Here is a 26,998-nt window from a genome sequence, read left to right as displayed (position 1 = left end):
GCGCTGCACTCACTTCAGTTTGCTGGAGACCGCGCCCGCTCCTTTGCCGCCCGCATTGCCTGCTCCCCGCGTACCTTCCGACAGGTTCTGAGCGATGTTGCCCGCGCGAAAGCCTGCCCAGGTCAGCGCGGTGATCCAGAACCCGGGCAACACCAAGAACATCGCCGCCATGACGTAATTGAGCAGCATGTCCCCGAACGCATTGTTCAACCCGATCAGCGGGTCGAAGTTGGTGTGCGGGCGGTTGTAGCCCCAGCCCCAGCCATAGAGCGCATCCAGGATCGTCGAATCCACCCACCTCGCCAGTTGGAACCAGAAATCCACGAAAAAAAGCGAAAACTGCACCACGCTCACCGTCACCAGGGTCTTCAGGTCGTAGGTGCCGATCAGCAGCACCATCGGGATGCAGATCACCAGGGCCATCTTGAGCAGCGCCATCACCATCGGCAGGGCCTGCCGCACCACGTCCATTGCCGGGAAGTAGGCCAGCGAGCCCACCGCCAGGCCCACGTCGCCGGCGGCGCGGGTGACGATGTTGGGCAACGTCATCTCGATCTGCCCGCCGTAGTCCGTGTAGACCGCGCCCCGGTTCACGTTCTGCTGCCGCGGCGAGGCGATCGCGCGGATCACCGAGTCGTTCACCTGGTCCTGGCTCAGGAAGCCCGCCCAGCCGCCGATGCGCGTCAGCAGGCCGGGATCCACCTGATCCAGCAGCCGTGCGCGCAGGCCGTTGCCGTCGGCCCACCACTGCCGGCACGTCGGATAGCCGGCCCCGCTGGGGACTTCGGCCAGGCCGGCATCGCGGGTGCTGTCGTAGGGCCAGCCTTCGCGCGGCGTCCGCGAGCGGTACGTGTCGTAGAAACCCGGGGTGTCCACGAAGTAGCGCGAGCCGATCCACGTCACGTCGTGCATCTGCGCCTCGTCCAGGTCCGGGCGCGACATGAACAGCCGCGCGCGGGCGGGGCCGTAGCAGTGCTGGCTGAAATCCGCGACCTCCTGCGACAGCACGGGGTCGTCGATGCGCGTGGCATCCACGTCCATCCGCATCTGCCGAAGGTCGGTGCCGCACGGGATCGCCGCCACCGAGGCGCCGGTGACCGCCCGCGAGATCGCGTGCATGAAGAACCACCAGACCGGCACCTTCGCCGACTGGTTGTTGATCGTGCTGAAGGACTGCGACCACCCTGTTTCCGAAGGCGTGGGCACGCTCACCTGGCACTGCTCGGACCGGGAGCGGTCGAACTGCAGCGTGCTGAAATCGACGTCGATGAACGGAATGCCCGCGAACATGATGACGACGATCGCCACGAACACCCGGTTCTCGATGCGGGCCGCCGACAGCAGGCCCTTGTTGCCCTCATCTGCGCCTTCCGAGCGGGCCTTCAGCCACTCCTGGATCACGATGGCCAGGAACGGGATGGCGAACACCCCGCTCGCGACCAGCACCGCCCACACGCCGTTGTGGACGACCCACGAGACCAGCGTCAGGTAATACTCCAAGTAATCGGTCGTATAGAGCGTCATCGCGGACTCCGCATCACCCGGCCTGCACCAGCAGGCTGACTTCCAGTACCAGCAGCGCGGCCACCGCGGCGACTTCCAGGCGCACCAGCCGCTGCATCGAGGCGCCCTCGGGCTCTCGCGCACGCACGCGGCGGCGCATCCAGATCCAGCCCCACGCGGTGCCGCCGTACAGCAGCAGCCGCCAGACCAGGAAGGCGTTGGCGTGTGCGGCCATCCAGCGCTCCCAGCCGTCGATGCTGCCGGCGATGCGGATGCCGACCACGTTGACCGCGACGGCCAGCACCAGCACCGCCACCAACAGCAGCAGCGCCATGAGCAGGCGCGCGCTGTAGCGGCGGATCGAGGCCCAGTTCATCAGGGCCTTTCCCTCTCCAGTTCCCGCAAGCGATCGCGCGTGGTGTCGCCTTCGTAGATGCCGCGCGAGCCGCTGGCGCGCGTGCTGTGCCGCTGGATGATGGCGGTGGGCGAGTTGTTGGCCAGCTCGCGGCGAAGCTCGAGCTCGGTCTTGAGGTTGTGGATCTCGCGGTCGAGGATGTCGCTCTCGTGCGAGACGGCGCGCTGTGCCAGCTCGTTGGCCGAGACGTTGGGTTCCTTGCGTCCGGTCAGCAGCGTGCGCTGCAGCAGGAGGGCCTTCTCCAGCACGCTCGCCAGCGCCACTTCCGACGCCAGGCGCCGGGCCAGGATGTCCTGGTCGGGTTCGTCCCGCAGCGCTTCGATCACACCGCGGGTGATCGGCAGCGATGCGGCGCTGGCGGCCTGCAGGTTGTCGAAGCTGGTCGGCCGGCTGCCGGCGACGAGTTCCTGCAGGGCCTGCAGCTTGTCGTCGTACTCCTCCTGGATCAGTGGCGTCAGGCCCACGCCGGGCGTGGTCACCGTCTTCGTGCACGATTCGCAGGTGCGCTGCTCCTGCTCGCCGAGCACGCGCACCGCCCAGGCCGCCGCGTCGTCGGGCGAGCGCCAGGTCTGGCAGGCCAGGTTGCCGCTGCAGCTGTTGGGGTCGATGCTGCCGGTGTCGGCAACGTCGCGCCCGTTGAGCAGGTTGTAGCCGGCGCGGGTCACGTCGCCCACCACCCGCACTGGGCGCTGGCCCTGTCCGCCGGCATTGCCGCCACCCACCCAGGGCACGCCGTTGTTGCCGCGGTTGGACTCGGCCTCGTCGATGGCGGACACGGCATCGGTGCTGGCCACCGCCTGCCGCAGCGCCATGCCCTCGGCGATCTGGTCCCAGCTCATCTGGCCGCCGGCGGCGTCGGCCATGCGGTTGGCGATGGCGCGGCAGGTCATCTTCGAGCGGTCGAAGTCCAGCCTGGCCTGCAGTACGCCGTTCGTCAGCAGGTTGTAGAGGCCGGGATCGGCACGCTGGATGATCAGCGCCGGCAGCGAGGCCACGGCGCTGGTGGCGTTCTGGATCACCGACGACATGATGGTCTGGAAGCCGTTGGTGAGGCCGTTGAGCTGGTTCTGGATCGTGGTGGAGATCGACATGTCCCCGCAGATCAGGTTGCTGTTCCAGCCCACCCCGACGCCGATGGAGCGCATGTTCGCCGCACCGCTCATGGACACGGCGCGGCCGCCGCCGATCGAGTACAGCACGTCGTCGCCGATCACGCTGCCCTGGTGCTGCACGCCGTACTGGTTGACGTTGGTCTGCGCGAGGGTCCCCGCGCAGGCCGCCATCAGAGCCAGGCCGAGCAGCGAGGCGCGAAGCCGGTGAGGATACAGGCGGCAGGAGATGGATGCGGTACGCATGGAACGCTCCTCAGTTGAAATCCACGCTGCCCAGGAACACCTGGCCGCGTCGCTGGCAGCAGCTGTACGGGCGCCACAGGGCCCAGGCGTAGTCGCCCTGCTGCGCCTGGACGCGGGTGTTGGAATGGGGGAACACGGCGCACGAGTTCGAGAGGGTCGGCGTGAGCTCCTGCCACTTGCCGGTGCTGGCATCGCCCTCGACCAACGCGCCGGCCGGCCAGTAGCCGTCGCGGGCGTTGGCCAGCAAGGGCTGGTAGACGTGGACCTGGCCGCGGCGGGTGACGACATCGCCGGCGCGCTGGGCGACGACGGCGCCGGACTTGTAGTCGTCGGTCTGGTGCAGGAACCCGCCGCGCGGGTACACGTTGCCCCACAGGTTGAGCGTGGTGCGTCCGCCGATCTCGCGCATGCCGGGGACCAGCGATTCCGGGTACACCATCTCCGGCACGTTGTAGCGCCAGGCTAGCGTGTCCAGGGTGCTGAGCAGGTACGGCATGAAGGCGGTGCCGGCGCCCTCGCAGGCGTAGCCCGATGCGCTGGCGAACTGCGAGAACACCTGGCCGCCGGGGTGGCCGATGACGTCCGCGTTCTTGAACTTGCTGAGGTTGTTCTCGTGGTCCTTGTTGGTCGTGCCGTCGCCGCCGGCCTTCGCCGTGGGGTTGGGCATGCTCATCGCGCGCACTTCCACCCACGGGTTCTGGCCGGTGTTCGAGTAGGACGACACAACGGCATCCGGGATGTAGTGGGTGACCTTGACCGACGTACGTACCGTGCAGCCGGTCCAGGTGCAGAAAAGCCAGTAGCAAATGCCGGTGACGCGGTATTCGAGGCAGTCGGGCGACAGCGTGGAGGCCACGATGGTCGCGGTGTTGACCGCGAAGGCGGATGTGGCGCCGCCCAGCAGCACCGAGGCGACGGCCAGCCGCAGGCGGCGCGAGGTCATGGATAGCAGGCGGCTCATGGCGTCTCCTTGCGGTAGGCCTCGATGCGCGCGACGGCGCGGGCGACATCGGGCTCGCCGTAGATCACGTAGCGCCGGTCGACGACCACCGCAGGAAGGGTGGTGATGCCCAAGCTCCAGGCGTCGGCGACGCCCTGGTAGGCGGCTGCGATGCGCCGCTGCAGCGCGACGCCGCCGTCGCGCAGGCGCTTCTGCACGAGCGCGGCGCCGCGGTTGGGGTCATTGGGGAGATTGGCGGCCAGCTCAGCCTCGATGCGCGTGGCCTCGTCCAGGGTGATGACCCGCGCGTGGGCCGGCGCCTGCACCGGGTGCCTACTGTCGGTGACAACGATAATGTCGTTCGCCCAGGCCACGGGGCAGAACAGCGCGCCGCAGAGGGCGGCGAGCAGCGCGCCTTGCAAGCGCGGGAGAAAGGCGAACGAAGAAGCCGACGGCATGGTCCAGCACCGGTGGGTAGTCACCGCGCCAGTCGACCGCAATCCAGCCAGAGGGACGACAAACAAACGGGAACCCGGCGCCACCGGTTTCCGCTGCCTGCACCGGCCATCGCGGGGGTGACGACGCCGCTCGTGGAACGAGCGGCGGTGGGACTACAGCAGGCCGTGGTAGGCGAACGAGTACGGCTCCCCCTTGCCGATGACCAGGTGATCCAGCAGGCGGACATCGATCAGGTCGAGTGCCATGCGCAGCCGGCTGGTGAGGGCACGATCGGCGGCTGAGGGCGTGGTGTTGCCCGAGGGATGTTGATGGCTGACGATCAGCGCGGCCGCGTTGTGGAGAAGCGCACGCTGGACGATGACACGAGGATGGATCTCCGTGGTATCGACCGATCCTCTGAACAGGGTTTCACAGGCGATGACCTGGTGCTGGGTGGTGAGGAAAACGACGGCGAAGACTTCGCTGGGCTCCTGCATGAGTTGCAGGCGCAGGTAGTCGCGCGCCGCCTGGGGGGTTGTCACGATGGGGCCGGTGGCGTAGAGCCGCTGTTCCAGCAGTGCGATGGCCTTGGCGATGATGCGGTCGTCGGATCTGCTGGATGTTGCGGCGGATGGTTCCGCGGTGTTGTCGCGGATAGGGATGGGCGTGAGCATGATGGGCCTCCATTGGGATGGCCGGAGGCGTGCCCACGGGAGGGCATGCCCTCCGGGGACGGTTGGTGATGAACAGTGGGGAACAGCAGGCATCCACCATCGCGGGCGCGATGGCTGTCCGCCTCGAAGGATGCGATGCGGACGGGGTGGTCAACGCGGCCGCGCCGCGCCGTAGCCTTGAAGACCCGGGCTACCTGGGCATGTCGCCGTCAGGGACGGCGGACAAACCTTCGGATTCGGTGGATGGCGACTCGCCGGCGGTGAGCAGGTCCAGTGCCGACAGCAGTGCGTCGCCCTCCACCGGGCCGTGCAGCAGCAGCGTCTGGCCCGTGGTGTCGTCGCGCAGGCGCAGGGTCGGCGTGGCGGTGATGCCGTCGCGCGCGCCCTCGCGGGCCTGCGCCTGGATCAGCGGCAGGGTGCGGCCGCTTTCCACGCAGGCGTCCACGGTTTCGGTCTGGCCCGGAAGGCGCGCGTTCTCCGGCAGGCCTGCTCCGTCGCCGCGGGTGTGCTGGTAGATCCAGGTCACCGCCTGCCAGTACGCGGCGTGCCCGCCGGCTTCGCCCGCACACTCGGCCAGGCTGGCCAACTGCGACGCCGCCGGTTCGTGCACGGACAGGGGCAGGTGATGCCACTGCAGCCTTGCGTCCGGATGGCGTTCGATCCAGGCCACCAGCTCGGGGTAGTAGGCCTTGCAGAACGGGCATTCCAGGTCGGCGTAGAGGATCACGGTAAAACGCGTGTCGGCGCCGCCGTGGTGCCAGGGCGGGCCGGCCGGCGGGGATGGTGCTGCCGTCTCCCCTTCTTCCTGCCCGGGACGTGGCGTGGTGTCGTCCGCTGGCGGCGCGGAGGGCCGCACGGCCAGCAGCAACAGCAGCAGCGCCAGGGCCGCGACGGCGGCCGGCCAGGCCAGGCGGCGCAGTGCGCCGCGCGGGGAGCGGGTAGTCGTTGGCATTGGGGGTCCCGGTGATGGGCGAGCAGGCGTCGATGGGCGAGTCGACCATGCCGGGGCGCTGGTGTCGGGCAACAATCCGGTACCGGGGGGCTTCCTGTTCTTTGGGCAGGCTTGCGCCCAGCCCGGGACGGCCAGCGGCGATCCAGAGCGCTTCCGGTTGCGCTGAGAGCGTTTTGGGTGCAAAATTAGTGCATCGACATCCGGCGAGGTGATGCCCCATGAGCACCGTGTTCCAGGAGCCGCTGGTCGAGCGGTTCAGAGAGTCCGATACCCCGTTCCTCTCCCCGGCGAAGGTGGGGGAGTTCTTCGGCCTGCGCATCCAGGAGCTGGCCGAGCGTGCCCACGTGCACCGCAACACGCCGACCGCGCGCCCGCAGACGCCGCAGTTGCAGAAGTACCTGCAGGACATGGTGCGCGTGCTGGCCGTGGCGACCGAGATGACCGGCGACGAGAAGCGTGCGGTCTTCCTGCTGCGCAATGAGCCGCTGCGTGCCTTCGGCTACAAGACCGCCGAGGCCCTGATCCAGGAAGGCCGGGCCGATGCCGTCATTGCCTATCTGGAATCGCTGGCCGGCGGTGCGGCTGGATGATCGTCGCGCCCTTCGGCGAGGGCAAGGACGCCGCTTGCTACCGCGTCATCACACCTGAGTACGCGGGCACGCCGCGATCGGGCAAGGGCGCCGCGCGCCGCGGCGGCCGCTTCAATCGGCCCGGGCAGGAAGCGCTGTACCTCTCGCTGGACGACGCGACTGCGCTGGCCGAGTACAAGCAGGACAATCCATGGCTGCCGCCTGGCACGATCTGCACGTTCTTCGTGAACCACCTGCGGATCGCCGATCTCAGTGCCGGCTTCGATCCGGAGCGCTGGCCGTCGCTGTGGGCGGACTACGCGGTGGACTGGCGCGCGGAATGGTTCGACAAGTCCATCGAGCCGCCGACCTGGTACATGGCCGATGACGTGGTGGACGCCGGGCTCGACGGCATCCTCTTCCCCTCTCAAGCACGGCCGGGCGGTACGAACCTGGTGATCTACCGCAGTTCCGAACGGCCCGAGGAGCAACTGCGCGTCTATGACCCGAACGGCGTGCTCAAGAAGATCGCGCCACCGACCGGCGCCTGACGCACGCAGCGCCGATCCGGAACCGAGCCCCGTTGTCGCGGGCAGTCAGGCACGCGCGAGCAAGGCGTCCTCGCCGGTGTGCATGGGCAATGACTCGATGCCGCGGGCGCGGTCGATCGCCTCGGCGATCTTGATGGCCGCATCCAGCTCGCCGATGCCGAACTGCTGCATCAGCTTGTAGCGCTCGGCCTTCTCCTCGGGTTCGGTTTGCGCGAGCGCCAGGTACAGGCTTGGAGGCACCGCGCGGAACAGCAGCTCCATGCTCCGCGACAGGATGACCCCCTCCGAGAACTTGCCGGATTCCTTCCGCGCAGAGAGCATCAGCGCCTTCTGCGCGGGCGTGAGTTCGCGGAAGCGCGCGATCTTCTCCACTTCGTCGGGCGGCATGCTGAGGCAGATCCACCATTCGATCATGTTCAGCATGGGCTCGGCCGCCTTCGGAAGGTCGTCGAGGTTCTGCGTCGCCAGCCAGAACCAGGCACCCAGCTTGCGCCACATCTTCGTGATCTTGACCACGTAGGGCGCGAGCAGCGGGTTCTTGGTGATGATGTGGCCTTCGTCGGTGACGTTGACGATGGGCCTGCCGAGGAACTGGTCGCGCTCGGCCAGGTTGTTCACGGTGTTGATGAGGCTGATGTAGGCGATCGAGAGCTGCGCGTTGTAGCCCTCGCGGGCGTACGTGGCGAGATCGACGATGGTGATGTCCGCCTCCGGCCACGGCGTGCCCGGACGGTCGAACATCTCGCCATCGGCCCCTTGGCAGAACATGTCGATCGCATCGCCCATCTCCAGCAGGCGCGTGCGCCGGATCTCGGGCAGGCTGGTGTCCCGTCCGCGCTCGCGCAGCGCGTCGCGCACGTCGCGCGTGAGCACGGTGCGCTTCTCCGCCACGCAGCGCTGGGCCGCTTCGAGAATGCACTGCCGGATCAGACTGCGGTCTGCGCGCGTCATGCGCGCTTCTTCCTTCTCCTCGCCGCCGGTGATCATCAGCCGTGCAGTGATCTCCAGTTCACCCAGTACGTCGCGCTGCTCGTCGCCATCGGCGTCGGCCTCCTCCTCGTCGAGGGCGTCGGCGTCGAGCGTCTGCACCTGGCCGGGCGTGTCGACCAGCCGCCAGGCGTCGGCGAACGGCGCGAGGCTGACGCCGGCGCCGGGCGCCAGCTTCACGCGATTGACGCTCAGGCCCAGGCGTGCGGCGAAGTCGCCGAACAGTCCGAACGAGTTGCCCGCTTCGACGATGAACAGGCGCGGCCGATAGATGGCGGTGACCTGGCAGAGGATGTTGTTGAGCGTGGCGGACTTGCCGGCGCCGGTCGGCCCGAACAGCACCATGTGTCCGTTCATCTGGCGGTCGAGCCGGTTCAACGGATCGAACGCGATGACGCCGCCGCCGCGATTGAAGAAGGTGAAGCCGGGATGGTCGGTGCCGTGGCTGCGGCCCCACAGCGGGCCGATGTTCACCGCGTGCTGCGCGAACATCAGCTGCGTGTACCAGTCCCGCTTGTCCAGCGACGGGTCGTAGACGCAAGGCAGCCAGCGCAAGTACGTGTTGAGCGGCGCGACTTCATCTTCCTCGCGCACGGGCTGCAGGCCGGCGTTGAGCAGCACGTTGGCGAGTTGCAGGCCGCGGGCGTCGAGCTGGGCCTTGTCGCGCCCGCGCAGATAGAAGGTCAGCGCGCCGCGGTAAAGCTTGTGGGCGCTGCCGATCAGCCCGCGCGCCTGCTGTACGTCGTGCCGCGTCTGCTCGGATGCCAGGGTCTCGCCGACGGCCTTGCGGGCGAGGTGGTTGAGGTGCGCTTCGAGGACGTCCTGCGGCGTCGCAACGACGGTGAGGCAGAGGATGGTGTCCTCGGGCATCTGGTCGAACAGCGCGTTGATCGCGTCGCCGCCCTTGCGGGTCTCGCCGGTGATGTGGCCCGTGGCCGGCGGCGTGCGCAGCCGGTCGACGGCGATCGCGCGGTGCGGCAGGTTGTCGAAGTACCAGAGGCCTTCGGCCGCGTCGGATCGGGGCTGGCCGAAGAACAGGCGCTGGGAGAAATCGGTGCCGCTGGCCAGCTCGACCTCGCCGGGCTCGGCTTCTTCCGGATAGCGGGTCAGGCGATGGAAGCGCTCGCGATCCTCGGCGGTCGGTCCGAGCAGCGTGGGGTGCGGATTGAACCAGCGCGACAACCACTCGTGGATGTCCGCCGCACCCAGGCGCCGCGCCTTGACGCCGGCGTTGGTGAGCCCGCCGACCAGGCGGTCGCAGACCACGGTCAAGGCCTGTTCGGGCGACTGGCCGCGCCGGATCGGGGACTGGCCGGCGCGCCGGTACACCACCAGCCGGGTACGCCGCGTCTGGCCCCGCCACGGCAGGCGGGTGACGGAGTTGTCCTCGAACAGGCCGCCAGGCTTGGAGATCGCCTGCAGGTGGTGGGCGAAGAAGCGCAGGTAGAACTCGCTGAAGGCGCTGCCCTGGGCGCGCGGCTGGATGTAGCTGCGCAGTTGTTCCAGGTAGCGATCCCAACTGGTCTCGTCCTGCGCATAGAGCTGGAGCACCCAGGGGTGTTCGTCCAGTTCGTCGCACGCATCCTGGAGCGCGTTCTCCAGCGTGTCGCGGATCTGGTTGAGCCAGGCCGGCTCGCGGCCTTCGGTGCCGACCGGAATGAGCTCGAAGAACGCCGCGACGGAGTGTCCGTCCTGCAGCAGCATGCACTGCGAGTCCGGCAGGTACTCGACCCACGGCAACATGTCGACAAACGAGGGCGCGACGTCGTAGAGGGCCTGTTCGTCGGCCTGTGTCGCCCGGCGGGTGCGTCGATCGGTATGTTCGCCCGGTTCGGGGATGCCGTGTTCGCGCAGCGTGGCGACGTGCCGCTCCCAGGCGTCCGTGGGCGCGGGTTCCGCGTCTGCCTGCGCGCGGCGCGGCTTGAGCAGCGGCCAGCCCATCAGTAGTCCTCGATGCGCTCGCCGGGCAGCGCGTACTGCACGCGCTGGTACAGCGGAAAGACGGTGCTGTAGCCGGGCACCGGCACCGGGTCGGTGCCGGCCATGTGCGGGTAGACGTACATGACGAGATCGGGGTTCGGCAGCCGATGGAACTGGCGGTGGATCTCGTTGGCCGCGGTGCGGGTGTAGCGGGCCTGCGCGCCGGGCGCGGCCTGGATGTCGTCGTCGGTCAGCGCCCGCCGCAGCGTCTGGCGTGCGTCCAGCAGCTGGCGTGCGGCGGGACCGCCCCCGGCGCCGCCGCCGGTCTCCGCGTTCCAGATGTCGAGCATGGTGCGGTTGTCGTGCGAGAGCATCTGCTCCTTGGTCGTGGAGCAGCCGGCCAGCACGGCAGCGATGCCGAGCACTGCGAGGCGCTCAGTCCAGGTCCTGCGCATGGGCGTTTCCTCCGAGGCGGTGATCGACACGGCGGCCGGCCGGATCGTAGTCGATGGTCAGGGGCTCTTCGAGATGCACGGCGACCTGCGCGCCGGGCTTGACGTACACCGCGGCGAAGGCTTGCCCGTAGAGCCGGTTCACCCATTGCGACATGTCCTGCACGCCGCCGGCGAGGATGCGGCCCATCGCTTCGTTGCCAGTGATGCCGACGGTGCCGATGGAGCCGTCGCTGGACACGTAGGACGCGCGGCCGCTGTCGGAGTCGATCAGTGCGGCGACACCGGCGCCGGCGGCGGTGATCAGGGCCTGCGTGCCGAGGTACTGCTGGGCGTTGCTGCGGCGCTCGCCGGTGACGCAGGGGATGCCATGGGGATCGCTGATCCACCCCATGCCGTTCTGGGTGGTATTGCCGTCGTTGCTTTGCTGGCGATTGCCGCCGCGCTCGCTGTCCTCCGGGATGGTGCGGATCGTCCCGTCCTCGAAGACGAAGGTCACCGAGCGGATCTGCCCGCGCACGCAGGACAGCGTCCAATCGCCCGACGCGGTGCCGCTGACGACGGCGCCGGCGACATCGGGAATATCGATGCCGTTGGCGGTGAGGTTGTCGGCGCCGATCAGCACCTTGAACGGGTACGGGTCGTTCACCGTCCCGTCCACCGGCACACGACCGATCAGCGCGGTCATCGCGATCGATCCCATCAAGGTGGAGTTGGTCGGCACCGTGTAGACCGCGCGGGTGTCGGGGACGCCGGCTGCACGGCGGCCAGCCTCGATCGTCGAATCGGCGGCGTCCTCGAGCGTCTTCTGCGCCGGCCCGAAGCTGGTCGGGAAGCTGAAGCCACCGGCTCCCGTTCCCGAGCGACGATCATTGCTCTGGCTGGCGTCTTCGGGCTCCACCCAGCGCAGCGCCTCGCCGCCGAAGCTCGCGCCAGCGCCCTCGTCCAGGCCCAGCCCCACCGGCAGGTCGGCGTGTCCGTCCCTGCGGCCGCCGACACCTTCCAGGCGCTGTTGCAGTTCCTGCAGCAGGCCCTGCGTCTGCTGCCGCTCGGACGCCACCGTCTCGCGATCCTGGCGCAGCTGGTTGCGCTCGGTCTGCAGAGCGCTCTCGATGCGGCGATCGACCGCGCCTTCGCGCTGGCGCAGGCGCTCGTTCTCCTCGCGCTGCGTGCGATTGTCGCTGAGCGCGGTCTGCAGCTCGGTGCGAAGCTGCCGCACCTGGGCGACCAGGGTCGCCACGGTATCGCGCGGGGTGTCGCCTTCGATGCCCAGGGCCGCGGCTTCTTCGGCGGTCAGCCGGGCACCGGCCTCCCCCGCAGGCGCCTGCCCGCCGCCGGAGAACAACCGGATCCCGACGAACACGAGCAGCAGCGCCAGCGGGATCATCAACCACTTGAGAAGGCCGTTACTCTTCATGTGCCCCTCCGTGGCCGCTCAGGTTGGTTGCCGCATCCACCGGGCTGATGGCCGGCAGCAGTGCCTGCGGCAGGCCATGGCCGCGCGTGACCAGGTAGACGACCGTGGTGTCCTCCGGCGTGCCGGCGGGGCCGAGGTCGGCGTGCTGGAAGGTGGCGGTCATGAAGTCGCCCTGCAGCTCGCGCGGGTCGAGCCCGAGCCAGTGCGGCGACAGGTTGTTCAGGCGGATGGCGCTGACCCACAGGTCGTCCAGACGCCATGCCGCCAGGACGCGCGCGCGGATCGGCTTCGTCGGCATCAGGGTGTCGAGCGGCAGGTCGCGGCGCAGGTTCGCGCGCACGATGCCCGGCACCGGTTCGACGGTGCGCAGCGGCGCGTACAGGCTCTGTGCCGCGTAGCGGGTCAGTACGACCGGCAGCGGCGTCTCGCGGGTGCGGGTGGCGGGCGCCGCGCCCGCGCGCTCCTGCTCGCCGTCGATCTGCGCGCCGTAGCGCGGGGCCGGCGATGCGCCTTCGACGATGCGCACCGGCTCCAGCGGCGGCGCGTCGTCGCCTGCCGGTTCCGCGGCGATGTCCAGCAGGATCACGGTGCCGCTGTCGGCATCCTGCAATTGCAGCCGGGTCGGTTCGATCGGCTCGCTGGCGCGCAGGTAGACGGCCCCGGCCGCGCTCTGCACGCGCAGGCGCGCGCCGACCGACGCCGGCACGCCGACGCGGACGTTGCGATCGATGAAGATCACCCGTTCCTGGCCGACCACCAGCGGAACGGGAAGCGGCAACCGCTCCCAGCGCAGGATCTCCACGGCGTGCGCCGGGACGCAGGCGAACAGCAGGAACACCGCGCAGGCGTGCGGAAGGAAGCGGGTCATGGCGTTTCTCCCGGGGAGATGGCGGGCGGCGCGGCAGGCGCCGCGTCCGTCGGCGCGGCGATGCGCTGCGGCGCGCCGTCGTAGCAGTCGATGGCCAGGCCGAAGGGGTTGCGCTGCGGATCGACGTCCATCCGCGTGACCTTGAGCGGATAGCGCACCAGCGCCCGCTTGACCTGCTCCGAGCCGTGGTACTCGTCCGCGGTGACGTCGAGGGTCACCACCCAGTCCCGATCCGAGATCGCGCGCACGCGCAGCGCCGGGTTCTCGCCGTAGCCGCGACCCGGGATCTCGTAGATCCCGCGAACCCGCTGACGCAGTTCCCCGGCATTGCGGCGGTACTCGTAGTCCTGTTGCAGGAAGGCCTGGCAGGAGGACGTGAAGTAGCTCGACAGCGCGTGCAGGTTGCGCGGGTAGTCCTGGTCGCCATTGGTCGGCCAGCGCTGAAGCTGCTGCCAGACGTAGAACGTGAAGCTGTAGACGGACTCCGGCGGCACTTCCCACCACTTGCGCGTGCTGCCGGAGCGCAGATCGGGCGGCACGTGGATCGTCAGGTCGCGCGGTGCGCTCCACCAGCCGACGCCCATCACCAGCGCGAGCGCGAACAGCGCGCCGGCGCCGATCCGCAAGGTCTTGATGTGCGCCTGCAGGTGCGCGATCTCGTTGCGGAACCGGCTCACGGTCGCTGGCTCCTGCGCGTGCTCCAGTGCCCCGAGCGCGTCACCAGCACCTTGCCGCCGACGAAGGACGCGAGCAGCGGGCGGCGGACGGCCAGCCACCACTGGATCTGCCGGTACAGCCAGGTCTCGGGCCGGCCGCGCTTCATGCGCCGCAGCAGCCCGCCACCGACGAAGACGCCGGCGGCGATGGCGAGCACGATGGCCGTGGGAACGATGGCGATCGTCGACAGCGCGAACGCAAGGGGCACCCCGATCGCCAGCCCCGCCGCGGCCGCCAGGCTGGCGCAGACCCACAGCTCGTCGGCCGTGAGCCCGCGCACGACGACGGGGTGGCGGTTGAGGCGATGCGGCAAGAACGCCACCGTCCCGTCCGGACGGATGTCCTGGTCAGCCATGACGGCGCCTTCAGAGGATGCCGGTGGCTTCGGTCAGCAGCCAGATGCCGACGACCAGCAGGATGGCACCGACGGCGACCGTCAGGCCGAACTGGCCCCACGTGGCGCGGCCGGTGTGGATCTCGGCATAGCGCGTGTAGGCGTGGTAGCAGACGCCCACGAACATGGAGGCCACGACCAGCAACGCGATCAGCAGCACGATGTCGTAGCCGTAGTTGCGCAGCGTGTCCATGATGCCCGAGCCCGTGCCGCGGGACGGGTCTTCGATCGTGGGCAGGCCCTGGGCCTGGACCAGCGGAGCGACTGCGAACAGCATCGGCAGCGCGGCCAGGCGCGCAGCGCGGGGCGAACGGAAGAGACGGGCGAGCGGGTTCATGATGGCGACCTTTGCGAGTTACGAGAGCAGGAAGAAGGTCAGCACCAGGTACATGGCGATGAAGCGCACCACGACGCCCAGGAACTGACGTTGGGAAAGGCGTTGCTCGGCCCAGCCGGTGTAGGCGGTGCGCATGGCCCACACGCCCCAGACCAGCAGGACGGCGAACACGGCACCGACCAGCACGACCGACACGGCTGCGGGCGCGAACCCGCCGTTCGCCTGGAAGGCGCTGATCTGCGCGGCGTTCATGGCGCGGCCTCCGGCACGCGCGGCGTCGGCGTGGGCTGGCGGTAGTCGCCGAGCAGCTCGGCCGGATCGCGCGGCTGCGCGCGGGGCGGGCTCAGGTAGTCGCCGATGCCGGCGCGCATGCGCGCCAGGTCGGCCGTGAGGCGGGCGTAGTCGAAGTGGTAGCGGGCGCGCTCTTCGCGCGAGACCCCGGCCTCCTCCACCAGCCGGTCGATCGCATCCACGTGACGCAGCACGGCTGCGAGACGGGCGCGCTCGGGCGTCGCGTCATCGGCGCGGGCCGGAGCCGGAATGCCCAGGCACAGGCACAGCGCCAGGAGGAACCCGAAGATGCAGCGCCAGTCGGTGGAGGGAGAGAAGGACATCGGCATGTGCCAAACCGCGAATCACGAGGAATGGCCACATGCTCTCGGCGCGCTGCCGATCGCGCCGCTATGAATGCGCAACACGAGACGACCGCGTTGTTGCCGTTCGAGGTCGAACGCGGGCGCCGGTCAGGTATGGCTGACTCCGGGATCCAAAGGAGGCGCTACAGGTACTTCTTGAAGGTGCTGGCGGCGATGCAGACCGCCGCGCCGAGCAGCGCGGCGCTCGGCAGGAGGATCAGCAGTGGATGCAAGCTGATAGGCAAGGCCAGGTAGGCGATCCACGGCAGCACCACTAGCGGCATGAGCGAGGCCTTGGCGCGGTGGTAGATGAATCCGGACTCCCGGCCCGCGCCGAACTTCCGGACGTCGCGCCGCACCAGCCCGTCGACGAAGCCGACGAAGGTGCTCATCAGGAACAGCGGGAGCGTCAGGAACAGCACCAGCAGCCTGACGATGAAGGTCAGCGTGGTGAACGCCGCGGCGATCAGGTAGCTCTCGGTCCAGACATAGACCTGGCTCAGGTAGTAGCGGAAGTCCCTGGCCGCTTCGTGGCTCGGTGCGCGCGCCTGGGCCGAGGCGTTGCTCATCCAGTCGAGCAGTCCGGTCTTCACGAAGATCCACTGGTAGGCGGTATCGACGAGCCAGTGCGCGGTGCGGCCGGGCTCCTGCACGAGGGCGCTGCGCGTGAAGTAGCTCGATAGCTGGTCCAGCTCGTACTGCAACATGCTTTGCGAGTGGCGCCAGCCCTGGTCCGGCCAGAACAGGTGCATGCCGATGCACTCGATGACGATCGACAGCAGCAGCGAGCCGATCAGCACGCCGAGCAGCCGCAGCGGCAAGGTGACGAGGTTCGCGAGCAGCCCGCGCTTCTGGGTCTGCTGGCGCTGGGCGGTGTTGGCTGGGTCCTTCACGGCCGGGCCTCGTCGCCGTCGCCACTGGACTCGGCTTCCGAGGCCTGCCGGAACCCTTCGAGCAGATCGTCGGGCAGGGACTGGTTCTGCAGGCCGGGCAAGCCGTGGTCCTCCCACCAGTCGCCGGCGTCGGCGTAGTTCCGGCGCATATAGCCGGCCAGTTGCTGCAGGTTCTCGGGCATCACCTCGTCGGCATCGGGTGCCGGCAGCGGCATGCGGATTTTCCAGAGGTTGCCGCCCTGCAGCAGCGCGAACGCCTGGCCCTTCGGCAACGCGACGACGTGCGATGGCTCGATCAGCGGCACGCTCTGGGTGCTGATGCGGTCCTGCGTATTGCTGGTGAAGTCCGTCGGGCCGTGGATGTCGGAACTGTCGGTCGCGCCGCTCACCACGGTGGTGGTGTAGACCTCCACCTTGGGCAACTGCCTGGTGAGCAGTTCCGCGGTCGCCGTCTCGCGCACGCGCAGCATGATCAAATTGTTGAAGTTGCCGATCACCTGGCCGGCCTTTGCCCGGTTGCCGATGCGCGCTTCGATGTCGCTCAGGGTCTGCGTGTAGGCGGTCACCTGCATGCCCGCGCCGCCGCCCTTGTTGATCAGGGGCACGAACTCCGCGCCCATGAGCTCGTTGAACTCGTCCGCATGGACATTGATCGGCAGCGGCTTGCCGGCCATGTGCTTGGGCAGCCCGTCGTCGATGCCGAACTTGTAGATGTGTCCTGCCACGGAGACGAGATCGGCGAACATCGAGTTGCCGACGGCCGCGGCCACGTCCGTGTCGGACAGCGCGTCGAGGCCCACGTAGACGATCGCCCGCTTCCGGATGATCTGCATCCAGTCGAAGATCGGACGCGGGTCGTTCAGGTCAGCGTAGTCGGGTGCCAGCAGCTGCGCGATCTTGCCGGTCGTCAGCTTCTCCAGCAGCGGCAGCAACGATGCAACGATCTTGTCGAAGTACGTGCGGTCGTACCGGACGGCGCTGCGCAAGCCATCGAGCACGGGGTCGTACACGCGCACTTGGGAGAGGTACTGCTCGAGCGCGACCACCCGGCGCTCGCGTCCGATCATGTTGCGGGGGATGTTCTTGTCGTTGATCCTGGCTTCGAGCTGCACGATCACCTCCCAGGCCTTGGGGTCGTGCTGCGCGAAATGATGCTGCGCGTATTCCATGAACAGCGCGTCGATGTTCACCACATGCCGCTGGATCAGCATGTAGTCGGGCCGCATGCCCAGCTCGACCAGGGCGCGCGCAATGATGTTGACGAAGCGCCATGCGAACTCGCGAAACGCGGCGCTGTTGCCCTCGCCGGAGAGTTGGCCTGCGACGCGGGTGGCGACCTCGCTGACGCGACCGAAGCGACCGACCGCGTTGTAGCGCGCCGACACGTCCGGCCAGCCGAGGTGGAAGACATAGAACTCCCCTTCGCGGCCCGCGCGCTTGGCCTCGACGTACATGCGCTTGAGCAGATCCGCGTCGCCCTTGGGATCCAGGACGATCACGACCTCGTGCTCGCCATTGACCTTGCGGCGGATGTCCTGCGTGATGAGCAACTCGGCGAGGCGTGTCTTGCCCACGCGCGTGGTGCCCAGCACCAGCGTGTGGCCCACCCGTTCGATCAGCGGCAGGGAGACATCGGCTTCGTCCGGCTCGATGCCGTGCAGGCGCGGCATCCCGCCGACCGGCGGCAGCGGGCGCACCGGATTGAGCGGGATGTCCCAGGCCGTGAGCCTGGCCAGGCGCGACAGCGGGAACGGCGCGAACTCCAGCCGTTCCTCCAGCCGGCGGGCCGCGCGGTAGGCCGGTGTGGGCTCGACATAGCGGCGGAACTCCGGCCTGTACGTCTGGACCAGGCGGTGCGTGTGCCGCTGCTCCCAGAGAAAGCCCCGGCCGATGAAAAGCCGCTGCTGGCTGACGGGCACGTCGCGGCTCGTCATCACGTAGCGCGGCAGCCGGCGGATGTTGCGCCGGTAGCGCAGGATGACTATGGCGTCGCGGAAGCGGACCGCGCCGAACGCGGCGAAGGCCAGCGCGCTACCGAAGCCGAGCAGCGGATTCAGCGCGAGCGACCACGGTGCCACCATGCACAGAAGCGCGGCGGCCGCGCACACGGCAACGGTATATAGCTCCACGGCTGGCCGTAGCAGCACCTCGATCGTGTGCGGCTGCGCCATGGCCGGCGTTTCACTGCTCGATGCCCGTGGAGGTCACGAGCACCGGGTAATGACGCAGGTCCAGGCGCCGGGCCAGGTCGTCGCCGGGCGCCGGCACCAGCGTCAGGCCAGCCGCCGCACGGCGCAGCGCGTCGAGCGCGGCGGCCGATTCCACGTTGACCACGATGCCCACCGCGCCGAGATCGCGCAGGATCGCGGCGCGCTGTTGCAGCCAGGCGCGCGAGCGGTCGTCGTCGCCGATCAGGAACAGCGGCTTCAGCCCGGGCGCCTGGATCACCCGGCGGGACACGTCGCCGGGCGAAAGCGTCGGCGAGCGCACCGGGAGCATGGCGGCCTCGGCCGAACGCCCGGACGGCGCACGCGGCACCTCGATGCGCGGTGGCGCCTGATCGCGGCGCGGCTGGAGATCGAGGGCTTCGTAGTACGGCAGCGCGGACGCGCCGCCATGGTCGTCCACGACGATCAGCGGAGGCGACTGCGCGAGCGCCGCCGGCATCGCAAGAAGCGACACCAGGCCATACAACGGGAAGCGGAAGCAGCGGCGCGTCATGGGGACTCCTCCAGGGCGGGTTGGGTGGCCGATGCCGGCGCTGTGCAGGCGCTGGCAGCCGCGGTTTCCGGGTCGTGTGGCGCCGTCTCGCACAGGCCGAGGTCGGAGGTGCATCCGCCGCCCGGCTGCTCGTCGAAGAACAGGGCGAACTGCCTGCCGCCGTGGGTCGTGCGGCTCCACGCCACCAGGGTGTCGATGCGCGAGTAGGTGCCGGGACGGTCGGCGTCCGTCGGATCGGTGACCGCGGGGAAGAAGGTGGCCGAGCGGCGCTTGTTGGCCGCCGACACCACGTTCTCCCACCGCCGGATGCGGTCGATGTGCGCGGGGAAGCGATCCGCGATGCGGCGCAGCTCGTCCTTCCTGCAGTTGATGCACGGCAGGCAGCCGACGCGCCGCATGCCGATGGCGTACAGCGGGTTCGGGCGCAGGCCATGACGGCGGTGCTGCGCCCACACGTCCTCGACGCTCCAGCGGAAGATCGGCCGCCAAAGCACGGATCCGGACTCGTGGCGATTGAACCGGGGCTGGCGCGCACGGTGCGCGCTCTCTTCGGCGCGCACGCCCAGCCATTGCAGCACCCGGCCACGCTTGAGCATCGGCCCGACGATCTGCGTCGTGATCGGGATTTCCTTGAGCTCGCCCGTGCAGAACTGGGCCATCCGCGACGGAAACCGGCCTTTGCTGATGCACAGGTCGAGATACGGATTGCCGGTGGGCGTGTGGAGTCGCGCCGCCTCCTGCACGATCTCATCGTCGATGCCTTGCTTCGGCCATTCGCGCAGCACGTACTCGCGATGGACGGCGAGCTGTCGCGTGAAATCGGCCCTGACGGTCTCGACCTTCGGCCCGCCGGTGCGCTCATGCAGGCGGGCGACGTATTCGTAGGTCAGTTCGTGCTCGTTCCCCGTGTCCGCGAAGACGGCGCGGTACGGCCGGCCCGATTCGAGCGCGAGCAGGTAGGTGGCGGTCGAATCCTTGCCCCCGCTCACGCTGACCAGGTGCTGCGTCTGCGTGCCCGTCGGCGCCGGGCCGGCGTGCCGGGCCGCCGTCATGGCAGTGCCCTACGGGTGTCGGCATCCAGCCGGCCGCGGCCGAGCACGCGCGCGAGGTGCTGATCGACACTGCGGCGGTAGCGCGCGGCCGGTGCGCCGCCGGCTGGCCGGTGGTAGCGGCCGATGGCGAGCAGCCAGTCTTCGCCGGGGCTGTGCTGCTCACGCAGGATTTCGGCGGCGATGCGCAGGTTGTCGTAGGGGTCGAGCAGGTCGCAGGGCTGGCGATAGCGATGCTTCTGGTAGCCGAGGTTGATCTGTCCCAGGCCGGCATCGATGCGGGTCGGCGGCACGTCGCGCAGGGCGCTGCGCAGTCCGGCGCAGGCTTCGGCGCGACTGGCGTAACGGCGCGACGCGCCGGCCACGTTCAGGCTCCAGGGCCAGGGCACCAGCCTGCCGTTGATCCTGGCGCCGCTCTCTTGCAGCGCGACGGCATACAACACGGTCGAGGGAATGCCGGCGCACTGGGCGGCGAGCTGATAGGCCGGCGGCGGAACTTCCTGTGCCGAAGCGATGCCGGCAAGCGTGGCGCCGAAGAGCAGCAGCGCGACGCGCGCCAGGATCAGGGCTGGCGCAGCCATTGCCCGTCGACCTGTCGCACGACGGCGGGCAGGTCGCCCTGCAGGCCGATGGACAGCCAACGGCCACCGTCGTGGTTGAGGGTGATGCGTCCGTTGCGCACCCGGGCGGGATCGATCTGGACGCGACGCGCCCATTCGCGGATGCGCGTGTCGTCGGCCCGGCTGCCGACGACGTAGATGTCGAACTCCGCGCCGGAGGCCTGCAACTGCCTCACGGTCTGGTCGCAGGTCGTGCAGGCGTCCTTGACGAACACCGCCGTGCGCCCCGAGCCCTGCGGAACGCCGGGCGCCGCGGCCGCGCTGGCGCCGGGCAGCGTGACGCGCCGCAGGGTCGGGTTGAACTGCTGCCACGCCGCGTCATAGGCGCGCTGGTACGCCAGCAGTTTCTCGACGCGGCGTGCTTCGGCTTGCACCTGCAGCTCGGCGTAGCGGCGGCGCTCTTCATCCGACCGCGCCTCGATGCCCAACGCGGTCAAGGGATCGAGGTTGGGGGACGAGATGCCGAGCGGACCCTGCATCAGTTGCTGGTAGCGGGCCCACTCCTCCGCGCGCAGTCCCCAGTCGCGCGCCAGTTGCTCCTCGCTGTGGGTGGTGGCCGCCGGCCGTTGCTGGCTGGGACTCTCGGTCGGCATCGCGCTGCGGGGGTTCTGCGCGATCGCCTGTGGAGCGCCCCAGGTCGCAAGGCCGGCGACCATGAAAAGTGTGAGGACGGCGGGCTTCATCAGTCCCTCGACGGCGCCAGGCGCCGAACCTCGCTGCCGTTGCGGAACACCGCGACACGGCCATCGATGGCCTCAAGCAGCCAACCGGCCTCCGATTCGCCCGTGCGCAGCAGGCGCGCCTGGCCGACCGCCGCCGCACCGGTCGGCAGGATCGAAACGAACCGCTCGCCGCCGCGCAGTTCCAGGGCCGTCACCGTGAACGGCGGTTCCGTGGGCTTGGGCGCCGATGCCTGTGGCGCACGCGGCCGCGAGGCCGCGGCGGGAGCGGTCCGCGCGCGTTCCTGCCGCGCCTCCAACTTGGCGATGCGGGCTTCGAGCGGCTGCAGGCCTTCGAGCGGCAACCGCTCGCCCACGGCCTGTTCGATCGCGGCAAGACGCTGTTCCAATCGCTGGCGATCGGCGGCGTACTGCGCCTGAGCCAGCGCGGGCGGCTGCTGGCCCTGTTGCTGGATCTGCTGCTCCAGCCCGGACAGGCGTTCCTCCAGCGACAGCACGCGCGATGCGTGGGGCGCGTCGGCCGTCTGTTCGGCCAGGCGCGACAGCGCGACGTGGTTGACCACCGTCGCTGCGCTGATGAGCACCAGCCAGGTCAGCGCGGCCGCGCGCATCAAGGTCGGGCGAGCACCCGCTCGCGGCACCGTGTTCATGGCTGGCCCTCCGACGGGATCGGGAACACCTCGACCACCGGCTCGCCGGCCGGCGCCGAGGGCGATGGTGGGTCGATGAAGGGCACGGGCGGGACGGCCTGGACGAAGCAGACCTGGCGCGCGCCGTCGTCCACCTGCAGATCCCAGGCCGGCCCGGCCAGCGTCAGCAGCGCGTCGCGCAGCATCAGCGGGCCGAGGCGGTAGTGGGCGGCCGGCAAAGGCATGCTCCGGAACACGGACGCGCCGCCGCCACTGCAGGCGCGGTAGCCCGAGCGGAGCAGGACGTAGGTCAGCGCATCGCCAACGGTCGCGTGCGGGGTGTCGGGGATCGAGACATCGACGATCTGGAGCAGCAGATCGCGTTGCGCGCTATCGGGAACGAGTTCCACAAGGGTGTAGCGCCCGTAGCGCACGACCGGCACGGCCTCGAAGTCAGGTTCCGGCACGACGGCCGGCGCCTCGCCGAGATCGATCCGCACGTCCTTGGGCGAGGTCGTCGCACAGCCCGTGCCCAGCAGGCCGACGGTGAGGCAGCACACGGCCAATCGCAACGTGGCCAGCGGCGCGGGGCGGAAAGGCAGCGGCATCGACCGGACTCCTGAAAGTGTTCAGGCCACACGATCGCTGCGTCGATTGCTTGGGTCAGCCGAGAATGGGCTTTGCACCGCACCCGCTTTTCCCTGGAACGCACGTCCCCCGAGGTCGTGGCGTGGTCGAGCAGCGAATGTCGGGGCGGAGCGTCCAGCCCGCTCGTGATCAGGCAGGCCCACAAGGGCGCGGTTGTTCGGTGACGGTGGTTATGCGAGGTGTGGCTCGCAGTGCGAGCGCGGAAAAAAAAGCGGCGGCCCGTGAGGGGCCGCCGCGCAGGGCTGGGTAGAGATCAGGCGGCGACCAGTTGCCGGGCCAGCGCCACTTCGACCGAATCACCGTCCTGGTTCAGGACGTCCAGCCCGGACTCGGGCACGTCGCCCGAGGTGGACTGCGAGACCATGATCTTCTTGGCCATCAGCCCGAGGCAGGTCATCTGCGAGGAGTTGGCGTAGCCCAGGTAGATCACGCGCACCCGATGCTTCTGACCGATGCGCCACGAACGCCTGGCCGCCTGTTGCAGGCTGTAGACGTTGTAGCCGCTCTGCATGAACACGATGGTCGGGAACTCCAGCAAATCCAACCCCGTCTTGACGAGCTCGGGGTTGGTGATGAGCACATCGATGCCGCGATCGAGCTGCTCGGCAATCCAGTCCTCCCGGCGGGAGGCCTCCACGCTCGCGCGCAAGACCGCCACCTTCAGACCTTCCTGCTCCAGCAGCACCTTGAGCCGCGACGTCGTGTCCCGCGTGCCGGTGTAGACCGAATAGACCAGGGTCTTGCGACCTTCCGCCTTCTCCTGCTTGCAGATCTCGATCAGTTCGCGCTCTTTGGGCATCAGCTCCAGCTCGTTGAACTGAGCCGGGACGAATGCCAGGGTGTTGCGCGTGCGTGGGTGCGTCACCACTTCCGAGCGGAAGCAGCAATCCGGCCATGCCAGCAGCACGTTGAGGACCACGCCGAGAAGGGTCGTGTCGCGCCGCGCCAGCGCCTGGCGCAACTCGGCCGTCAGCCGCCCGGAGAGGTCGCGATAGGCCGTGGCTTGCGCCGGATCCATCGCCACCTCGCGGAACTCCTCGTCATACGGCGGCAGGACGTTGCCACCGATGTCTCGCAGCTTGAGGAAGATCGTGAACGGCAGGATGCAACGCAGCACCCCTTTCGGGCCGAACCCCGGCGCCTTGACCGTTCTGACACTGACCTTCGTGCCCTTCGCGGTCTTGTGCGCGGTGCCGGTGCTCTCGGAGTAGATGTCCTTCAACACCCCGTGATCGCGCATGAACGCCATCGCGGCCGAGGTCATGCTGCCGGCCTTGGTCGGCCGGTAGCCGTCTTCGATCATTCGCCCAGGCAGGGCGCGGAACAGCAGATAAAAAAGATCGTCGCCGTAGCCGCCCATCAGCGTGCCGGTGAGCAGCAAGGTCTTGCGCGACTTCGCCGCCAGCACGCCCATGGCCTGGCCCTGTGCGGATCCGCCGTTCTTGTACTCGTGAGCCTCGTCGGCGATGAGCAGGTCGAACGTGCCTTGGGGCAGGTATCTCTTGATGAACTCCGAGGGTTGGTAGCCGCCCTCGCCGAACCCGAACTCCATGTTCGCCATGGCCCGTTCCATCCGGTGCGCCTGGCGGTCCGAGAAGACCAGTTCGCCGTCGCCATCCATGAGGTTGATGAACTCGTGGATGTTGTCGCCGAGCATCGAGGCGAGAAAGGCGTCGCCGAACTTCTGCATCAGCTTCTGCGCGGTGACTTCGCCGATGGTCGGGATACGCTTCAGCGCCTTGAGCACGGAGGAAGACTGGTCGCTGGCGGACAAGCCCCTCGGACGGATCAGCGTCCACAGCGGTGCGGCGCAATGGCTGCACTTGCGGCGGTACTCCTCGGCTTCGAGTTCGATCGGGTTGACCGGCTCGCCGTCCAGGTCGGTGATGACATGCCCGCAGTCCGGGCATGCGCCCACCTCGCCGTGGCGGGTGCGCCGATGGGTGAAGACCGGCTTCCAGTGGAACCCCATCCGCATCCTGACGCGGCCCAGGACGAAGAACTCCTGACCCGTGGGCTGCACACCCAACTGCTCGCGCAGCTTGATGAGCTTGACCAGCGTATCCGGGCCGTTGAGCACCCAGACCTTAGCGCCGGCCACCGTCTCCTGGATCTCGCGCCGCCACTTGTAGACAAGGTGCGGAGGCGAAAGAACCAGGGTGCGACGGTAGCCCTCGGCGTTGAGAACGGCGGCCGTGGCGATACCGACGGTCGTCTTGCCGCACCCCATCTCGCCGTTGACGATGGCGGCGCGTTCGCCGCGATCGACCAGCAACTCGGCGGCGGCGTGGACCACGTTGGCTTGCGCCGGGAACAACTGGCGCTTGAGGCCGGCCAGGAGAAGCTGACGTTGCGCCTTCGGTGTACCGGTGTAGACCGGCGGGTTGGCGCGGTTGAGGGAATCGAGCAGCTCGTCACCGAACTCGGTGACGAAATCCTGAAGGCTCAGGGTGAGAAGGGACGCATCCGCGTCGAGCAGATCGCCCTGGGCAGGTGCTATCTGCGCGGCGGTGGCTTCGAGATCGAGGGACATGGTGATGCTCCAAATGAAATGGGGCATGCACCACCCCCACGGGGCGATGGCATGCCCCGGTGTGGGAAGAGAAGAGCGGCGTGGCCGCCGTGCGTGGAGAGGATCAGTACTCGCTGGGCAGCAGCAGCGTCGTGACGCTGCGGTCCCGCTCGGTGATGATCCAGAGCTTCAGGTCGGGCGCGACCTGGTAGGACGAGAACAGGCGATCCTCGCCGGACTTCAACGCGGCGTCGTTCTGGCGCCGGTCGCTGTCGTCAAGGTCGCCCCAGTCGCCGCCGAGGTGGCGGCGCAGGTACGGCGCCGGGTTGAGCCGGCCCTGACGGACCAGTTCGTCAACGCCGAGGGTCATGACCGTCTGGCCGGGCGAGAAGCGCCGGGTCGGGGTCTGGGTGACGGGAGATGCTTGGGTTGCCATGGTGTGCTCCTTGGAGAATGAAGGGGCCACGGCACCCCGGCGGGGTGACGGAACCCCGTTGGGTGGATGAGTACGGAACAGGCGCTGGCGGCCCGTCTGGAGGAAGCGGCTACCGTCCCGAGGTCAGTCCTCGGACGGCAGCACGATGCGGGTCGCGCTGCGATCGGCTTCGGTGATGACGCGGATGTTCAACTCGCGGGTGACGATGTAGAGCGAGTCGAGGCGCTCGCCGGACGTCAGCGCAGCGTTGTTCTGCTGCCACTGCTCATCCGGGATATCGCCCCAGTCGCCCTGCGTGTGGCGCTGGAAGTACGGCATCGGGTCGAGCCGGCCTTCACGCATCAGATGGTCGATGCCTTCGCTGAAAATCAACGCCCCGATCGGGAACAGCAGACGCCTGCGATAGCGGTCACGAACGTCGTTGGCCATGGGATCTATTCCTGTGGGGATGGATCGGGCCACGCCCCCATCGGGGCAGTGACCCCGTTGGGTGGATGGAATCGACGGCGAGCCGTCGTGGATGAACCGCGATCAGCGGATGGTCAGCACCTCGCCTCGCGTGGACGAGTCGGGGGTCATGTCCCAGGCGCGGATGACGGGCACGAACTTGTCGGTGAGGATGCGGGTCTCGGCCACGGAGCCATCGTCGCGCTCGGTGTATTCCGTCTGGAGGGTCTTCTCCTTGTGGGTGTCCCCTTTGACGACCAGTACGCGGCCGCTCTTGGAACGCACCACGCCGGAGATCGCGCCCGCGGCCAGGGCCAGGGCGAGATGCCAGTGCGACAACGCACGCGCCGGAGGCCGCAGCGCTTTCTGCGCGGTGCCCAGGTGCGTGTCCAGCGACGGCCAGAGCCCTTGCAGCCGGCCGACTTCATCGGCGAACTGCTCCGGCTCCATCGTCACGCGGTAGAAGTGCTCCGGCTCGGCTTGCGCCGCGGGGACGGTGTACGGCAGGAACGGCCATTCATTCGGCAGTTCCTCGGCTTGCGTCTCGCCTTGCCCGATCTGCAACAGCAGACCGCGCGTAGCCTTGACCGCTTCCGATGCCTGGTCGCGCTGGCGAATGCGCCGACCGAAAATCACCACCTGCCGGAACTGCCTGTCCACCGCTTGGTAGATGCGCAGTTCGGCGAAGTGCCGGGTGAGCCAACCGACGAGTTCGGCATCGAGCACGTAGGACGGCACGATGAAGACCAGCACGCCGCCGTATTGCAGCAGCGGCAAGCTGCGTTGGTAGAACAACTTCTCCAGCCGGGCACGGCCCTGGCCCTGGTAGCCGATGTTGCCGTTGACGTCCTTGCTCAGGTCGCCATAGGGCGGGTTCAACCACAGCAGGCCGAAGGTCTGGCGGGAGATCAGCGTGTCCATGAGGTCGCCGTGGATGCAGTAATCGACCAGGTTGCGGGCATGGCGTGCCCGCTCGGCGTCGTACTCGACCGCGAAGGCCTTGGCCTGCTCGCGCCCGAGGGCATGGGCGGCTTCGGCGATCGCCACGCCTTCGCCGGCGCAGGGATCGAGGATGCACATGGGGCCGTTTGCCGGCGCCAGTGCGTTGAGGGCTCTTTCGAGTGTGGGTTCATCCGTGGGGAAGTACCCGTTCTTCACGAAGTTGCGGGCAAGCCGCGGAAACATGAGGGCCATTGAAATCTCCAGGTTGGCGGGGATGAAAAAGCGGAAGCACGCCGG

The 26,998-nt window shown here is 68.7% G+C and carries 30 protein-coding genes; 2 read left to right on the top strand and 28 right to left on the bottom strand.

Annotation, left to right across the window (positions count from 1 at the left end):
• Nucleotides 1-9 precede the first annotated feature (9 nt).
• The 7 genes from EV687_RS11465 to EV687_RS11435 all read right to left on the bottom strand — a co-directional run bounded on the left by EV687_RS11465 (nucleotide 10) and on the right by EV687_RS11435 (nucleotide 6,277).
• On the bottom strand, nucleotides 10-1,524 hold the full coding sequence (locus tag EV687_RS11465; RefSeq protein WP_122228684.1) for a conjugal transfer protein TraG N-terminal domain-containing protein: 1,515 nt from the start codon (nucleotides 1,522-1,524) through the stop codon (nucleotides 10-12).
• Between the two features lie 13 nt (nucleotides 1,525-1,537).
• The gene (locus EV687_RS11460; RefSeq protein ID WP_122228686.1) at nucleotides 1,538-1,879 is read right to left on the bottom strand and encodes a hypothetical protein; all 342 of its coding nucleotides are present in this window, start codon (nucleotides 1,877-1,879) and stop codon (nucleotides 1,538-1,540) included.
• Complete coding sequence (locus EV687_RS11455; protein ID WP_207226448.1) at nucleotides 1,879-3,273, bottom strand: integrating conjugative element protein; 1,395 nt, start codon at nucleotides 3,271-3,273, stop codon at nucleotides 1,879-1,881. Before EV687_RS11455 ends, EV687_RS11460 begins: the two co-directional genes overlap by 1 nt.
• Before the next feature lie 10 nt (nucleotides 3,274-3,283).
• Nucleotides 3,284-4,234 carry a TIGR03756 family integrating conjugative element protein gene (locus EV687_RS11450; RefSeq protein WP_122228688.1) on the bottom strand — a complete coding sequence of 317 codons (951 nt, stop codon included), beginning with the start codon at nucleotides 4,232-4,234 and terminating at the stop codon, nucleotides 3,284-3,286.
• Nucleotides 4,231-4,671: a TIGR03757 family integrating conjugative element protein gene (locus EV687_RS11445; protein ID WP_122228690.1), complete on the bottom strand. Its 441-nt coding sequence runs from the start codon at nucleotides 4,669-4,671 to the stop codon at nucleotides 4,231-4,233. Before EV687_RS11445 ends, EV687_RS11450 begins: the two co-directional genes overlap by 4 nt.
• Before the next feature lie 153 nt (nucleotides 4,672-4,824).
• Nucleotides 4,825-5,325, bottom strand: a complete 501-nt coding sequence (gene radC, locus EV687_RS11440; RefSeq protein WP_122228692.1) for a RadC family protein — start codon at nucleotides 5,323-5,325, stop codon at nucleotides 4,825-4,827.
• 190 nt (nucleotides 5,326-5,515) lie between these two features.
• Nucleotides 5,516-6,277 carry a DsbA family protein gene (locus EV687_RS11435; protein WP_122228694.1) on the bottom strand — a complete coding sequence of 254 codons (762 nt, stop codon included), beginning with the start codon at nucleotides 6,275-6,277 and terminating at the stop codon, nucleotides 5,516-5,518.
• Nucleotides 6,278-6,495: 218 nt separating this feature from the next.
• Here EV687_RS11435 and EV687_RS11430 point away from each other — a divergent pair, with 218 nt between their 5' ends.
• Both EV687_RS11430 and EV687_RS11425 read left to right on the top strand, forming a co-directional pair.
• Nucleotides 6,496-6,867, top strand: coding sequence for an MbcA/ParS/Xre antitoxin family protein (locus EV687_RS11430; protein ID WP_122228696.1), 372 nt, complete (start codon nucleotides 6,496-6,498; stop codon nucleotides 6,865-6,867).
• Nucleotides 6,864-7,397, top strand: a complete 534-nt coding sequence (locus EV687_RS11425) for an RES family NAD+ phosphorylase (RefSeq protein WP_122228697.1) — start codon at nucleotides 6,864-6,866, stop codon at nucleotides 7,395-7,397. The genes EV687_RS11430 and EV687_RS11425 overlap by 4 nt, the downstream gene beginning before the upstream one ends.
• Nucleotides 7,398-7,442: 45 nt before the next feature.
• Here the strand turns inward: EV687_RS11425 and EV687_RS11420 are convergent, their stop codons facing one another.
• The 21 genes from EV687_RS11420 to EV687_RS11320 form a co-directional block, all read right to left on the bottom strand.
• Nucleotides 7,443-10,325: a conjugative transfer ATPase gene (locus EV687_RS11420; protein WP_122228699.1), complete on the bottom strand. Its 2,883-nt coding sequence runs from the start codon at nucleotides 10,323-10,325 to the stop codon at nucleotides 7,443-7,445.
• Nucleotides 10,325-10,759, bottom strand: coding sequence for a TIGR03751 family conjugal transfer lipoprotein (locus EV687_RS11415; protein WP_122228701.1), 435 nt, complete (start codon nucleotides 10,757-10,759; stop codon nucleotides 10,325-10,327). The genes EV687_RS11420 and EV687_RS11415 overlap by 1 nt, the downstream gene beginning before the upstream one ends.
• Nucleotides 10,740-12,173, bottom strand: a complete 1,434-nt coding sequence (locus tag EV687_RS11410) for a TIGR03752 family integrating conjugative element protein (RefSeq protein WP_122228703.1) — start codon at nucleotides 12,171-12,173, stop codon at nucleotides 10,740-10,742. The genes EV687_RS11415 and EV687_RS11410 overlap by 20 nt, the downstream gene beginning before the upstream one ends.
• Entirely contained in the window at nucleotides 12,163-13,041 is an 879-nt protein-coding gene (locus tag EV687_RS11405) for a TIGR03749 family integrating conjugative element protein (protein WP_122228705.1), read from the bottom strand. Before EV687_RS11405 ends, EV687_RS11410 begins: the two co-directional genes overlap by 11 nt.
• Nucleotides 13,038-13,718 carry a PFL_4703 family integrating conjugative element protein gene (locus EV687_RS11400; RefSeq protein WP_122228707.1) on the bottom strand — a complete coding sequence of 227 codons (681 nt, stop codon included), beginning with the start codon at nucleotides 13,716-13,718 and terminating at the stop codon, nucleotides 13,038-13,040. The genes EV687_RS11405 and EV687_RS11400 overlap by 4 nt, the downstream gene beginning before the upstream one ends.
• Nucleotides 13,715-14,113: a TIGR03750 family conjugal transfer protein gene (locus EV687_RS11395; RefSeq protein WP_122228709.1), complete on the bottom strand. Its 399-nt coding sequence runs from the start codon at nucleotides 14,111-14,113 to the stop codon at nucleotides 13,715-13,717. Before EV687_RS11395 ends, EV687_RS11400 begins: the two co-directional genes overlap by 4 nt.
• 10 nt (nucleotides 14,114-14,123) lie before the next feature.
• Nucleotides 14,124-14,429: a TIGR03745 family integrating conjugative element membrane protein gene (locus EV687_RS11390; RefSeq protein WP_242612647.1), complete on the bottom strand. Its 306-nt coding sequence runs from the start codon at nucleotides 14,427-14,429 to the stop codon at nucleotides 14,124-14,126.
• Between the two features lie 78 nt (nucleotides 14,430-14,507).
• Nucleotides 14,508-14,741, bottom strand: a complete 234-nt coding sequence (locus EV687_RS11385) for a TIGR03758 family integrating conjugative element protein (RefSeq protein WP_122228713.1) — start codon at nucleotides 14,739-14,741, stop codon at nucleotides 14,508-14,510.
• Entirely contained in the window at nucleotides 14,738-15,103 is a 366-nt protein-coding gene (locus EV687_RS11380; protein WP_122228715.1) for an integrative conjugative element protein, RAQPRD family, read from the bottom strand. The genes EV687_RS11385 and EV687_RS11380 overlap by 4 nt, the downstream gene beginning before the upstream one ends.
• Nucleotides 15,104-15,267: 164 nt before the next feature.
• Nucleotides 15,268-16,017, bottom strand: a complete 750-nt coding sequence (locus tag EV687_RS11375) for a TIGR03747 family integrating conjugative element membrane protein (RefSeq protein WP_122228717.1) — start codon at nucleotides 16,015-16,017, stop codon at nucleotides 15,268-15,270.
• Entirely contained in the window at nucleotides 16,014-18,188 is a 2,175-nt protein-coding gene (gene traD, locus EV687_RS11370) for a type IV conjugative transfer system coupling protein TraD (RefSeq protein WP_122228719.1), read from the bottom strand. Before traD ends, EV687_RS11375 begins: the two co-directional genes overlap by 4 nt.
• 10 nt (nucleotides 18,189-18,198) lie before the next feature.
• Entirely contained in the window at nucleotides 18,199-18,738 is a 540-nt protein-coding gene (locus tag EV687_RS11365) for an integrating conjugative element protein (protein WP_122228721.1), read from the bottom strand.
• A complete protein-coding gene (locus EV687_RS11360; RefSeq protein ID WP_122228723.1) occupies nucleotides 18,735-19,790 on the bottom strand; it encodes a phosphoadenosine phosphosulfate reductase domain-containing protein in 1,056 nt (351 codons plus the stop codon). The genes EV687_RS11365 and EV687_RS11360 overlap by 4 nt, the downstream gene beginning before the upstream one ends.
• Complete coding sequence (locus tag EV687_RS11355) at nucleotides 19,787-20,368, bottom strand: transglycosylase SLT domain-containing protein (protein WP_122228725.1); 582 nt, start codon at nucleotides 20,366-20,368, stop codon at nucleotides 19,787-19,789. Before EV687_RS11355 ends, EV687_RS11360 begins: the two co-directional genes overlap by 4 nt.
• Entirely contained in the window at nucleotides 20,350-21,090 is a 741-nt protein-coding gene (locus EV687_RS11350) for a TIGR03759 family integrating conjugative element protein (protein ID WP_122228727.1), read from the bottom strand. The genes EV687_RS11355 and EV687_RS11350 overlap by 19 nt, the downstream gene beginning before the upstream one ends.
• The gene (locus EV687_RS11345) at nucleotides 21,090-21,737 is read right to left on the bottom strand and encodes a hypothetical protein (RefSeq protein WP_122228729.1); all 648 of its coding nucleotides are present in this window, start codon (nucleotides 21,735-21,737) and stop codon (nucleotides 21,090-21,092) included. Before EV687_RS11345 ends, EV687_RS11350 begins: the two co-directional genes overlap by 1 nt.
• Nucleotides 21,734-22,324 carry a PFGI-1 class ICE element type IV pilus protein PilL2 gene (pilL2, locus tag EV687_RS11340; RefSeq protein ID WP_122228731.1) on the bottom strand — a complete coding sequence of 197 codons (591 nt, stop codon included), beginning with the start codon at nucleotides 22,322-22,324 and terminating at the stop codon, nucleotides 21,734-21,736. Before pilL2 ends, EV687_RS11345 begins: the two co-directional genes overlap by 4 nt.
• Nucleotides 22,325-22,617: 293 nt before the next feature.
• The gene (locus EV687_RS11335) at nucleotides 22,618-24,897 is read right to left on the bottom strand and encodes a helicase-related protein (RefSeq protein ID WP_122229007.1); all 2,280 of its coding nucleotides are present in this window, start codon (nucleotides 24,895-24,897) and stop codon (nucleotides 22,618-22,620) included.
• Nucleotides 24,898-25,000: 103 nt separating this feature from the next.
• Nucleotides 25,001-25,312 (bottom strand): hypothetical protein, encoded by a 312-nt coding sequence (locus EV687_RS11330; protein WP_122228733.1) that lies wholly within the window; start codon nucleotides 25,310-25,312, stop codon nucleotides 25,001-25,003.
• A gap of 123 nt (nucleotides 25,313-25,435) precedes the next feature.
• Nucleotides 25,436-25,741 carry a hypothetical protein gene (locus tag EV687_RS11325; protein ID WP_122228735.1) on the bottom strand — a complete coding sequence of 102 codons (306 nt, stop codon included), beginning with the start codon at nucleotides 25,739-25,741 and terminating at the stop codon, nucleotides 25,436-25,438.
• A gap of 102 nt (nucleotides 25,742-25,843) precedes the next feature.
• Entirely contained in the window at nucleotides 25,844-26,965 is a 1,122-nt protein-coding gene (locus EV687_RS11320; protein WP_423201090.1) for a DUF6094 domain-containing protein, read from the bottom strand.
• Nucleotides 26,966-26,998: the final 33 nt, after the last annotated feature.

It is taken from the genome of Corticibacter populi (genome assembly GCF_004217315.1).
Lineage (GTDB): Bacteria > Pseudomonadota > Gammaproteobacteria > Burkholderiales > Burkholderiaceae_C > Lampropedia > Lampropedia populi.
The sequence above is the reverse complement of the archived record's forward strand: the minus strand, read 5'-3'. Positions and strand labels throughout refer to the sequence as shown.